An 11,931-nucleotide genomic window follows, 5' to 3' on the forward strand; every position below is an offset into this window, starting at 1 on the left:
CGGGCTTTTTTTCGTTCCGGTGCCACACATGACGACGACAACCACAAGCAATCACCCAATCAAGTTCCTGTCTCCCATCGCCGCCGTGGTCCTGCTGGTTGCGCTGGCGCTGTCCACCCGCTGGGTCGAGGGCCTTGCCGGTGGGCGCACGCTGGTCTTTGCCCTGGTGACTGGCGCCGTGCTGGGCCTGGTGCTGCAGCGCTCGCGCTTTTGCTTTTACTGCCATGCACGCGACTGGTTCGAGGGCGGCAACCCGCGCGGGCTGCTGGCCATCGTGCTGGCGCTGGCCGTGGGCCTGGTCGGCCATACGGTGGTGCTGGGCGGCTGGCTGCCGGTGCCACAGCCGGGCAAGCTGCCGCCGGACATGCACATCGGCCCCGTGAGCTGGGTGCTGGTGGCCGCCGGCCTGTCGTTCGGTGCCGGCATGGTGGTCTCGGGCTCGTGCATCAGCGCGCACTGGTACCGGCTGGCGGAGGGCTCGGCGGTCTCGCCGTTTGCGCTGCTCGGTTCGGCGCTGGGTTTCATCCTCGGGTTCAAGACCTGGAACGGCCTGTACAGCCTGAGCGTGGCCGATGCGCCCGTCGTGTGGCTGCCTGCGCACCTGGGCTATGGCGGGGCGCTGCTTGTGCAACTGGCGGTGCTGGCCGCGGTGGCGGCATGGCTGTGGCGCGGGTTTGCGCGCGAGCAGGTGCCAGAGGACGTGCGCGCGGCGGGTGTCCCGGGCCTGCGTGCCGTGTGGCAGCGGTTGTGGAGTGGGCGCTGGAGCTACTGGGTGGGCGGCCTGGCCGTGGGGCTCATCGGCGCGCTGGCCATCGTGCGCATGCGCCCGCTGGGCGTGACGGCCACGCTGGGCAGCGCGGCGCGCCAGTGGGCGCAAGGGCAGGGCCTGATACCGGACCGGCTCGACGGGCTCGATGGCTTTGCCGGTTGCGCCACGCTGCCCCAGTCCACCTGGCTCACGCCCAATGCGCTGCTGCTCGCGGGGCTGGTGGCCGGCGCCTTCATCGCCGCGCTGGCCAGCCGCCAGTTCGCACCACGCTGGCCCACCTGGCGCGATGCTGCGCGGGGCCTCTCGGGCGGCGTGCTGCTGGGCTGGGGCGCGATGACGGGGCTGGGCTGCACCATCGGTACTCTGCTCTCGGGCGGCATGGCCGGGGGGCTGTCCGCTTGGGTGTTCGCCGCATCGCTGTTCTTCGCCGTGTGGGCCGGGCTGCGTGCCAAGGCCTTGCTTGGCAAGACCTCAAAGACCTGATCGGCCTGGGGCCATCTCAAGGCATTGGCTGACGCCGCCGCGCCGCAGCATGGGGCACGATGCCCCTTCAGCCCCGTGTGCGGGCCCCATTGCATGAGGGAATGAATGGCTTCCAAGGACAAAGACAAGGACACGAAGGCCAAGAAAGCCACGCCTGACAAGCCCAGTGCGGCGCAGGAGGAAAAGGACGCCAAGGCCCAGCGCGAGCTGGGCATCGTCGGCCCGCATGGCGACATGCGCCTGGCCTCGGTGGTCATCGAGGGCTACAGCCTGGAGCTGCGCGATGGCGATGGCTTCGTGGGCGACGTGGCCAGCCGCACGGCGTTTCGCCACATGCTCGACGCCTGGCGCAAGCTCTTCACCTCCATGGCAGGCAAGGACCCGATGGGGGACAAGCCCACGCGCGAACTCAGCAAGCACCAGATCGATGCCATGCTGGAGAAGGACGGAGCGGCTGCGCAAGCCATCGAGGCGGCATCGGAAGACTATGCGCTGCAGTTGGCACACGTGGTGCAGCGCTTTCTCAAGCACAAGACCTGGAAAGGCGTGGAGCGCATCATCATCGGTGGGGGCTTTCACCAGAGCGAGGTCGGCGGCATGTCCATCGCGCGTGCCGGCAAGATCCTCAAGGCCGAGAAGGTGCCCGTGGAGCTGCGCACATTGCATCACCATTCGGACGAGGGCGGGCTGATCGGCTGGGTGCACCTGGCGCCTCCCGCTCTGCTGCAGAGCTACGACGCCATCCTGGCGGTGGACATTGGCGGCACCAATGTGCGCTGCGGCATCGTGCAGACCCACCTGCACAAGGCGCCCGACATGTCTTTGGCCGAAGTGGTGCGCCGCGAGAAGTGGGCCCATGCGGATGACGAGCCCAAGCGCGACGAGCTGGTGGAAGGCATCGCCACCATCCTCGAAGACCTGATCGCCTACGCGGAGAAAAAGGAGATTCGCCTGGCCCCCTACATCGGCGTGGCCTGCCCGGGGCTGATCGTGGAAGACGGATCGCTGGCCGGCGGCACGCAGAACCTGCCCGGCAACTGGGAGAGCACGCGCTTTCACCTGCCGCGCGACCTGTGCGAGCGCCTGCCGCACATCGGCGATGGGCGAACCCAGGTGTGTCTGCACAACGATGCGGTGGTGCAGGGCCTGTCGGAGATGCCCTTCACCAACGATGTGGAGCGCTGGGCCATCCTCACTGTGGGCACGGGGCTGGGCAATGCCAGCTTCACCAACCGGCGCGATGCGCCGGGGCAGGGTTGATGCTCAGAAGCAGTTCATGCCCGATGTGCGGGGAATCAGCTTGCAGTTGAACGCCATGCTGCGCGCCACGCCTGTGCCGTAGTTGCGCTGGAACTCGGCCAACTGGTTCTCGCGGTAGCGCGGGTGGAAGGGCCAGCCCGTGGGCTTGTCCAGGCTGTCGGCCCATACCATCACGGTGCAGACGCTTTCGCCGCCACAGGCCTTCAGGGCTGCGTCCTCTATGAACCGCGTGTCGCGTGCCTTGTCGGTGGGCACCATGACGTACTGCATGCTGCCATTCTTCTCGAAGACGGTGGTTTGCGCGTGGGTGACGGTGGCCGTGGCTGCGGTCAGCAGCGCGAGGATCAAGGCTTTCATGGTGATGTCCCTCGGGTTTGCGCGGTCGGCAGGCAACTCGGCGGCTGCCTATGGCGGGCACACAACCCCCTGTGGGTTGCGCGTTTGCCGACCGGCCGGGGGATTCTGCGCCAGTTTCCCCCGGTTGCCGTGCTACTGCTGGTAGCAGCGGCTGGCTCCGGGCACCAGCTTGCAATTGAACCGCATGCCATCTGCCCCGCCATAGTTGCGCAGGTATTCGGCGAGCTTGTTCTCGTCGTAGCGTGTATGGAAGGGGTTGCCGGTGGGCTTGTCCAGGCTGTCGGCCCAGATCATCACGCGGCAGCTGCCCTTGTTCTGGTCCTGGCAAAACCTGTATGCCGCGTTCTCCATGTACTGGGTGTCCCGGGCCTTGTCGGTGGGCACCATGGCGTAGTGCATGGTGCCGTGCGATTCAAAGACGGTGAGGCCGGAGTTTTGCGCGTGCGCGGCGCTGGCCACGGTAAGCAGCGCAAGGATCAGTGCTTTCAAAATGGTTTCCCTCGGTGAACATGCGGCCGGTGGGCTGCCCTGGAGTGGGCGCCTCTTGGTGGTGGAGTCGCGGGCCGCACGGCGGGCATTCTGCCCCAACCCGGGCTGTTGCCGGGCGAGGTTCTTCAACGCCTTCTGGCGCTGCGCGGTCTATTTCTGGATATCACCCAGGCACAGGTACTTGATCTCGACGTAGTCGTCGATGCCGTGGTGCGAGCCTTCGCGCCCCAGGCCCGATTGCTTGACGCCGCCAAAGGGCACATGCTCGGTGGCCAGAATGCCCACGTTGATGCCCACCATGCCGTATTCCAGCGCCTCGGCCACGCGGAAGATGCGGCCCACGTCGCGGGTGTAGAAGTAGCTGGCCAAGCCGAATTCGGTGGCGTTGGCGGCGTCGATGGCTTCCTGCTCGGTCGTGAACTTGAACACCGGGGCGAAGGGTCCGAAGGTCTCCTCGCGCGCGCACAGCATGTCTTGTGTGGCATTGGCAATCACCGTGGGCTCGAAGAACTGGCCGGCCAGGCGCTTGCCGCCGGCCACCACGGTGCCGCCCTTGGCCACGGCGTCGTCCACATGGCGCTGCACCTTGACCAGCGCCGCTTCCTCGATCAGCGGGCCCTGGTTCACACCGTCCTCAAAGCCATTGCCGACCTTGGCCGTCTTTACCTTGGCAGCGAACTTGGCGACGAACGCGTCGTACACGCCTTCCTGCACGTAAAAGCGGTTGGTGCACACGCAGGTCTGGCCGGCATTGCGGTACTTGCTGGCAAAGGCGCCTTCCACGGCGCTGTCGATGTCGGCGTCGTCGAACACCAGGAAGGGCGCGTTGCCGCCCAGCTCCAGCGACATCTTCTTCACGGTGGGCGCCGACTGCGCCATCAGGATGCGGCCCACCTCGGTGCTGCCGGTGAAGCTGATGTGGCGCACCACGTCGCTGGCGCACAGCACCTTGCCGATGGCAATGGAGTTGTCGCTGTCGGCCGGCAGGATGTTGAACACGCCCGCAGGGATGCCTGCGCGGATGGCCAGCTCGGCAGCGGCCAGCGCGGTCAGCGGCGTGAGCTCGGCCGGCTTGATCACCACCGGGCAGCCAGCGGCCAGGGCCGGCGCCACCTTGCGGGTGATCATGGCCAGCGGGAAGTTCCACGGCGTGATGGCCGCGCACACGCCGATGGGCTGCTTCAGGACCATCAGCCGGCGGCTGTTGTCGAACTGGGGTAGGGTCTCGCCGTTGATGCGCTTGGCCTCTTCGGCAAACCATTCCACGAAGCTCGCGCCGTAGGCCACCTCGCCCTTGGCCTCGGGCAGGGGCTTGCCCTGCTCGGCCGTCATGATGCGGCCCAGGTCGTCCTGGTTGGCCATCAGAAGGTCATACCACTTGCGCAGGATGATGCTGCGCTCCTTGGCGGTCTTGGCCTTCCAGGCGGGCCAGGCGGCGTTGGCGGCGGCAATGGCCGCCTCGGCGTCCGCAGGGCCCAGGTTGGCCACGCTCGCGAGTTTCAGGCCCGTGGCCGGGTCGTTCACGTCGAAGCGGCTCGCACCCGCCACCCACTGGCCGTTGACGAGGCCATCGGTCTTGAGCAGGCTCGGGTCCTTGAGCAGGGAAAGGGGCGAAGTCTTCATGTCCATGGTGTGGTGTCTCGTCGGTTTGTAGTGGGGGCACCAGGGCCGCCGCTGTGCAGCGCATGCCCGGGGCGCCAAGGGCCAAAAATGAATATACACGCGAGGTGATGGCGCTGCAGGCAGCGCAGTCACCTCCCTGACAGCGTCATCGGTATGCCTGGCAGCCCGGGTTCAGGCGACGGCGGCAAAGCTGTCGGCCAGGATGGCCAGGCCTTCATCGAGCAGTTCGTTGGAGGCCGTGAGCGGCACCAGGATGCGGATGACGTTGCCGTTGGTACCGCATGACAGCAGGATCAGCCCGCGGCGCGCGGCCTCGGCCACCACCTTTTTCGTGAGGGCCGCATCGGGCCGGGCGAGGTCGCCGCCCTCGAACAACTCGATGGCCACCATGGCCCCCAGGCCGCGCACGTCGCCGATGGGCGGCACCTTGGTCGCCAGGTCCTTGAGCGCGCGCACCAGCAGGGCGCCCATGTCCTGGCTGCGCGCGAGCAGGTGCTCCTTCTCGAAGGCGTCGATCACGGCCAGTGCCGCAGCGCAGGCCACGGGGCTGCCGGCATAGGTGCCGCCCAGGCCTCCAGGCGCCGGGGCGTCCATCACCTCGGCGCGGCCCACCACGCCCGCCAGCGGAAAGCCGCCCGCCAGCGACTTGGCGGTGGTGATCAGGTCGGGGGCCACGGGCCATTGCTCGCAGGCGAACCAGGTGCCGGTGCGGCCGGCGCCGGTCTGTACCTCGTCGGCGATCAGCAAAATGCCGTAGCGGTCGGCCAAGGCCTTGAGGCCACTGATGAATTCGCCGGGCGCAATGTAGAAGCCGCCTTCGCCCTGCACGGGCTCGATGATGAAGGCCGCCACGCGCTCGGGCTCGATGTCGTTCTTGAAGATCAGCTCCACCGAGTGCAGGGCCTGCTCCACGCTCACGCCGTGCAGCGCGTTCGGGAACAGCGCGTGGTACACCTCGCCGGGGAAGGGGCCGAAGCCGATCTTGTACGGCGCCACCTTGCCCGTGAGGCCCAATGTCATGTTGGTGCGGCCGTGGTAGCCACCGGTGAAGGCGATCACGCCCGGGCGGCCGGTGTGGGCGCGGGCGATCTTCACGGCGTTCTCCACCGCTTCGGCGCCGGTGGTCAGCAGCAGCGTCTTCTTGGTGAAAGCGCCGGGGGCCAGGGTGTTCAGGCGCTCCGCCACTTCCACATAGGGCTCATAGGCCACCACCTGAAAGCAGGTGTGGGTGTACAGGTCAAGCTGGGCCTTGACGGCGGCGATCACGCCGGCATGCAGGTGGCCGGTGTTCAGCACGGCGATACCGCCGGCAAAGTCGATGTAGCGGCGACCTTCCACGTCCCACAGTTCGGCATTCAGCGCCCTTTGGACGAAGATCTCGTGGGCCTGGCCCACGCCGCGCGCCACGGCGGCGTGGCGGCGGGCGATGAGGGCGGCATTGGTGAAGTGGCGGTCGTGCTGCATGGCGTTGGCGTTCAGGCGTGGTGAAGAATGGCGCCATTCTGGAAGCCCGGCTGCACACCGTCCATGTACACCGGCATGCTGATTCATGTGCACTGTGCAGGTCTAGAATCCAGTACACCTGCTCTGGCACACCCTCTGTTCCTCTTTCCATCGATGCTCACACTCAACCAGGACCTGCCGACACCCCTGGTCAGCCAGATCGTCGACGGGCTCAGGGACCTGATCACCGCGCAGTCGCTCAAGCCCGGCAGCAAGCTGCCCTCCATCCGCGGCTTTGCCGCCAGCCATGGCGTGAGCGTGTTCACGGTGGTGGAGGCCTACGACCGCCTGGTGGCCCAGGGCTGGCTGGTGTCGCGGGCCAACGCCGGCTTCTTTGTGAAGCGGCGCGAGGCCGCTGCACCCGGCGCTGCGGCGCCTGAGCGGGCTGCACCCACCTTTGACGCCCGCTGGTACCTCCAGCAGATCTTCGAGAACCGCAACCTGCCCATGAAGCCCGGCTGCGGCTGGCTGCCGAACGACTGGCTGTTCGGCGATGCCGTGCGCCGCAGCATGCGCCAGCTGTCGGCCGACGGCACGGAGCTCGACGGCTACGGCCTGCCGCACGGCCACCTGGGCCTGCGCACGGTGGTGGCCGAAGCCATGGCCGAGCGCGACATCACCGCCGATGCCGACCGCATCATGCTCACCCAGGGCTCCAGCCAGGCGCTCGACCTGGTGGTGCGCCGCCTGGTCAAGCCCGGCGACGTGGTGCTGGTGGACGACCCGGGCTACCCCAACCTGCATTTCATCCTGCGCTTTGCCGGAGCGCACGCCGTGGGCGTGCCGCGCACGGCCACCGGCTACGACCTGGTGGCGCTGGAGGCCTTGCTGGCCCAGCACCGCCCCACGGCCTTCTTCACCCAGCCGCGGCTGCAAAGCCCCACCTGCTCGGTCGCGTCCATGGCGCACCTGCACCGCCTGCTGCAGCTGGCCGAACAGCACGGCTTCATGCTGGTGGAAAACGACATCTATGCCGACATGGAGGCGGGCGTGCGCCCCTCGCTGGCGAGCCTGGACCAGCTCAAGCGCGTCGTCTACCTGGGCAGCTTCTCCAAGACCATCTCGCCCAACCTGCGCACGGGCTATGTCGCGGCCCGGCGTGACCTGGTGGATGAACTGGTGCAGCTCAAGATGGTCTCGGGCCTCACTTCGTCGGACATCACCGAGCGCATCACCTTCGGCGTGGTGACCGACGGGCGCTGGCGCAAGCACCTCAAGTCGCTGCGCGAACGCCTGGCCGACGCCCACCGCACGGTGGGGCGGCGGCTCGAAGGCCTGGGGTTCGAACTGTTCCACGAGCCCGAAGCGGGCATGTACCTCTGGGCCCGCCACCCCGACCTGCCCGACAGTGCCCTGCTCACACAGGACGCCACGAGGGAGGGCATCATGCTCGGCCCCGGCGCCCTGTTCCTGGTGGAGCCGCGGCCCACGGGCTGGCTGCGCTTCAACGTGGCGTTCTGCGCGGACGAGCGCATGTGGCGCTTTCTGGAGCAGCGCATCGCGCTGGGGCACCAAGCCTCCTAGCAGCCTTGGCACAGCGCTGTGTACCGATTTGGATTCAATCGGGTAACTAGGCGGGAAGCCGCAGACAGTGCTGTAGCAGGGCAAGGCTTCCCAACGACGTAAGCCGGTTGAAGGCAAATCGGTATCACCTGTCGATGATGCGCCGCGCGAACTGCTCCAGGTAGTCCATCAGCTGGTTGGCGCCGGCCACGGCGTGTGCCTCGTCGCCGCTGGCGATGCCTTGCGCCAGGTGCATGTGGGCGCGCGCGCCCTCGGTCACATCGCCCTCGTGCTGGTAGGCGTACCAGAAGCGGCGGCACTGCACGATGAGCGGCGCCACGGATTTGACGGCCGACTGGTTCTGGCAAGCCAGGTGCACGATCTGGTCGAGCCCGTGGTCGGCCAGCATGTAGCCATCGAGCTCGCCGCGCTCGGCAGCGCGCACCATCTCTTCGGCGCAGCGCACGATGGCCTGGCGCTGCGGCGCGGTGGCGCGGCGGGCCGCGCACGACGCGATCAGCCGCTCCAGCACGCGGCGCGTCTGGATCACGTCCAGGTGGTCTGCCAGGTCGATGTTGGAGACCTGCAGCCCGCGGCGCGGCTGCTGCACGATGAGCCCGATGGAGACCATGCGCAGCAGGGCCTCGCGCACGGGCGTGCGGCCCAGGCCGGTGCTCTCGGCGATCTCGGCCTCCACCACCGGGCTGCCGGGCTGCAGCTGCAGGGTGGAGACCATGGCCTCGATGGCGTCATAGGCCACGTCCGCCGCGCGCCGCTTGGGGCCGGTGTCTTTGCGGAGGGGTGTGCTGCTGCTGGGTGTCATCGAGTGGAAGGGGCCTGGTAGGGCATGGCCCCCGGGCTGGGGACCATGGGGTCTGCACCATCTTAAATCACAGGCTGGCACCGGCCTTGCGCAGTTCCGCGATCTGCGGAGCCTTGGGCAGCCACAGCTTGTCGAACTCCTGGATGGTGGCCTCGGGGTTGAACGAGGACGCGGTCTTGAAGGCGATGGAGGTGCCCTTGAACTTCTCGATCAGGCCGGCCTCGGTGGTCACGATGTCGTTGATCTGCGCGTCCAGCGACTGGGCGGTCAGCTTGCGGATAAGGTCCTTGTCCTTGGCATCGAGCCCCTGCCAGATACGGCCCGACACCAGTGGAGCGAAGGGCATGAACAGCGCATTCATCTGCAGCAGCGTTTTAGCGACCTTGTCGAAGCGCTGGTTCCACGAGAACTCGATGTCCGCCTCCAGCCCGTCCACCTGGCCGTTGCTCATGGCGTCGAACACCTGGGGTGTCGGAATGGGCGTGGGCGCGGCGCCCAGCATCTGGTAGAAGTCGCGGTACACCGGCGTGGGGTTGATGCGCAGCTTCATGCCCTTGAGGTCGGTGGGTACGGAGATGTCCTTGGTGGAGAACACCGCGCGCATGCCGGTGATGCCCCAGCCCAGGCCGATGGTGCCGGTCTCGCGCGGCAGCACTTCCAGCAGTTTGGTGGCCGCAGGGTGCTTGACCAGCTTGGCCACGGCGGGCGTGGAGCGCACGAGGTAGGGCGCATTGATGGCGGCGATGCTGGACACGCGCGAGCCCAGTTCGGCCGCCTGGATCCAGCCCATGTCCAGGGCACCTGACTGCAGCTGCTGCATCATGGCCGCCTCGTTGCCGAGCTGGCCCGAGTGGAAGACGGTCAGGCTCAGGCGGCCATCGGTCTCCTTCTTGAGCGCCTCGCCGAACTGCAGCGCGGCGCGGTTCCACGAGTGGCCGGCAGGGGTGATCAGGCCCAGGCGGAATTCCTTGGCGCCCGTACCCTGCGCGAATGCCGGCATTGCGAGCGGGACGCCCACGGTGGCAGCGGCGGCAGCCATGGCGTGGCGCTGGATGAAATGGCGGCGGGAGACGGACGTAGTGGTCATGGTGAACTCCGTGTTGGAAGGGATGGGACGTGAGAGGGCTGAAAAGGACGCTGCCGGCTACTTGAGCAAGGCCAGCGACAGGCTGGGGAACAGGGACAGCAGCACCAGCGCCACGCAGCTGATGATGAAGAACGGCAGGGTGACGATGAACATCTTTCCGGGCTTGGCCCCGGTCACGGCCGATGCGACAAAGAAGCTCAGGCCCACGGGTGGCGTCATCAGGCCCAGTACCAGGTTGATGACTACCACCACGCCGAAGTGGCGCGGGTCGATGTGGTAGACCTCGGTGGCGATCGGCAGCAGGATGGGCACGGTCATGATCAGCCCGGGAATGCCGTCGATCACCGTGCCGATGACCAGCAGGATCAGGTTGGCCAGCAGCAGGAAGGTGACCGGGTCGTGTGCCACGGTCTGTATCCACGCCGCCACCATCTGGGGCACCTTGCCGTAGATCAGCAGCCACGAGAACACGGCGGCGGCGGCCACCAGGAACAGCACCACGGCCGAGTAGATGGCCGAACGCAGCAGGATGGCGGGCATGGCCTTGAGCTTGAACTCCTTGGTGACGTATCGGCCCACAAGCGCCGAGGCGAGCGCACCCACGGCCGCAGCTTCGGTGGGGTTGGCCAGGCCACTCAGGATGGAGCCGACGATCACCAGGGGGATCAGCAGCGTTGGGCTGGCATGCACGATGGTGCGTGCGCGCTGGGCCAGCGTGCGCTTTTCACTGCGCGGGTAGTCGTAGACGAAGAAGCCCATAAGGGCGATCACGACGAAGAACAGCAGCGTGAGCAGCACGCCGGGGATGATGCCGGCGATCAGCATGTCGCCCACGGCCACCTGGGCCAGCACGCTGAACACGACAAACATGACCGAGGGCGGGATGATGGGCCCGAGCATGCCGCCGTACACCGTGAGGCCGGCGGCAAAGGTCTTGTCATAGCCCTGCTTTTCCATCTCGGGCACCATCACCTGCGACATGATGGCCACCTGCGCGGTGGCCGAGCCGATGATGGACGAGACCAGCATGTTGGCCAGGATGTTGACGTAGGCCAGGCCCCCCTTGACGGAGCCGATGAAGGCCATCGACAGGTCCACCAGCCGGCGCGTGATGCCGCCGCTGTTCATGATCTCGCCGATCAGGATGAACAGCGGGATGGCGATGAGCCCATAGCTGTCCACCCCCGCGAACATCTGCATGGGAAACGACTGGAACAGCACCGTGCCGCCGGTGGCGAAGATGTAGACGATGCCCGAGAGGCACAGGCACACGCCGATGGGCACGCCGACCAGCAGCGCAACCAGGAAGAAGAGGGAGGTGATCATGGAGGGGCCTTCGGGAGTCTTCAGTTCACGGCGTCGGCGTTGACCACGTCAAAGCCCGGGTGCGTGCGCCGCTCGGCCGCGCCCAGGTCTTCGAGCAGGTTGGCCAGCGCATGCACGCTGAAGGTGGCCGAGAAGATCGGCAGGATCAGCTGCAGCACCCAGGTGGGCCAGTTGAGCGTCTGCGTGCGCTCGGTGTAGAGAAAGTTGAAGCTCTCGGCCGCGTACTCCTTGGCGTCGAAGCCGTAGCGCGCGATGCCGATCGGGTCCATCCACTGCCAGCACATCCACAGCATGGCCGCGCCGAACAGCAGCACACATGCTGTGGCCACGCCCTTGATGGCCTTCGCGGCGCGTGCACCCAACTGGTCCGTGAGCATGGTCACGGCAAAGTCCATGCGCAGCCGCGTCATGACCGAGGCGCCCACAAAGGTCAGCCAGACCACCGTGTACACCGCCGCCTCGTCGATCCAGTAGATGGGCATGCCGCTGTAGCGCGTCACCACGTTGAGCAGGATCAGCGCCACCAGCAGGGTCATGAGGGCGGTGAGCAGGTGGCGCTCCATGCGCAGCAGCCAACTGGAGAAATCCAGCAACCAGCGGATGGGGGCGCGTGGTGGCGCCACGGGAGGGGTGGCTGAGGTGGAAGCGGAGGGCATGGGGGTGGCTCTGTTGGAGTGGTTATGGAGGAGGGATCGACGGCACCAAAAT

General features: G+C 67.1%; 11 protein-coding genes. 3 read left to right on the top strand and 8 right to left on the bottom strand.

Annotated features, from left to right (window positions below; genetic code table 11):
* Window positions 1-28: 28 nt before the first annotated feature.
* On the top strand, window positions 29-1,252 hold the full coding sequence (locus ACSQ9E_RS07530; RefSeq protein WP_436217340.1) for a YeeE/YedE family protein: 1,224 nt from the start codon (window positions 29-31) through the stop codon (window positions 1,250-1,252).
* A 105-nt stretch (window positions 1,253-1,357) separates the two neighbouring features.
* Window positions 1,358-2,512, top strand: coding sequence for an ROK family protein (locus ACSQ9E_RS07535; RefSeq protein WP_436217341.1), 1,155 nt, complete (start codon window positions 1,358-1,360; stop codon window positions 2,510-2,512).
* Between the two features lie 3 nt (window positions 2,513-2,515).
* Here ACSQ9E_RS07535 and ACSQ9E_RS07540 read toward each other — a convergent pair whose 3' ends face one another.
* From ACSQ9E_RS07540 to gabT, 4 genes are all read right to left on the bottom strand, one after another.
* Window positions 2,516-2,869 (bottom strand): hypothetical protein, encoded by a 354-nt coding sequence (locus ACSQ9E_RS07540; RefSeq protein ID WP_436217342.1) that lies wholly within the window; start codon window positions 2,867-2,869, stop codon window positions 2,516-2,518.
* Between the two features lie 132 nt (window positions 2,870-3,001).
* Window positions 3,002-3,358, bottom strand: a complete 357-nt coding sequence (locus tag ACSQ9E_RS07545) for a hypothetical protein (protein ID WP_428000153.1) — start codon at window positions 3,356-3,358, stop codon at window positions 3,002-3,004.
* A gap of 150 nt (window positions 3,359-3,508) precedes the next feature.
* The gene (locus ACSQ9E_RS07550) at window positions 3,509-4,987 is read right to left on the bottom strand and encodes an NAD-dependent succinate-semialdehyde dehydrogenase (protein WP_436217343.1); all 1,479 of its coding nucleotides are present in this window, start codon (window positions 4,985-4,987) and stop codon (window positions 3,509-3,511) included.
* A gap of 165 nt (window positions 4,988-5,152) precedes the next feature.
* Window positions 5,153-6,445 carry a 4-aminobutyrate--2-oxoglutarate transaminase gene (gene gabT, locus ACSQ9E_RS07555; protein WP_057203779.1) on the bottom strand — a complete coding sequence of 431 codons (1,293 nt, stop codon included), beginning with the start codon at window positions 6,443-6,445 and terminating at the stop codon, window positions 5,153-5,155.
* 153 nt (window positions 6,446-6,598) lie between these two features.
* Here gabT and ACSQ9E_RS07560 point away from each other — a divergent pair, with 153 nt between their 5' ends.
* Window positions 6,599-8,008: a PLP-dependent aminotransferase family protein gene (locus ACSQ9E_RS07560; protein WP_436217344.1), complete on the top strand. Its 1,410-nt coding sequence runs from the start codon at window positions 6,599-6,601 to the stop codon at window positions 8,006-8,008.
* Between the two features lie 124 nt (window positions 8,009-8,132).
* Here ACSQ9E_RS07560 and ACSQ9E_RS07565 read toward each other — a convergent pair whose 3' ends face one another.
* The 4 genes from ACSQ9E_RS07565 to ACSQ9E_RS07580 all read right to left on the bottom strand — a co-directional run bounded on the left by ACSQ9E_RS07565 (window position 8,133) and on the right by ACSQ9E_RS07580 (window position 11,879).
* On the bottom strand, window positions 8,133-8,810 hold the full coding sequence (locus ACSQ9E_RS07565; RefSeq protein WP_436217345.1) for a GntR family transcriptional regulator: 678 nt from the start codon (window positions 8,808-8,810) through the stop codon (window positions 8,133-8,135).
* Window positions 8,811-8,877: 67 nt separating this feature from the next.
* Complete coding sequence (locus ACSQ9E_RS07570; RefSeq protein WP_436217346.1) at window positions 8,878-9,897, bottom strand: TRAP transporter substrate-binding protein; 1,020 nt, start codon at window positions 9,895-9,897, stop codon at window positions 8,878-8,880.
* A gap of 57 nt (window positions 9,898-9,954) precedes the next feature.
* The gene (locus ACSQ9E_RS07575) at window positions 9,955-11,223 is read right to left on the bottom strand and encodes a TRAP transporter large permease (protein WP_057203775.1); all 1,269 of its coding nucleotides are present in this window, start codon (window positions 11,221-11,223) and stop codon (window positions 9,955-9,957) included.
* A 20-nt stretch (window positions 11,224-11,243) separates the two neighbouring features.
* Complete coding sequence (locus tag ACSQ9E_RS07580) at window positions 11,244-11,879, bottom strand: TRAP transporter small permease (protein WP_057203774.1); 636 nt, start codon at window positions 11,877-11,879, stop codon at window positions 11,244-11,246.
* Between the last annotated feature and the right edge of the window lie 52 nt (window positions 11,880-11,931).

The organism is Acidovorax sp. LjRoot118 (assembly GCF_964253575.1).
Classification (GTDB): Bacteria; Pseudomonadota; Gammaproteobacteria; order Burkholderiales; family Burkholderiaceae_C; genus Acidovorax.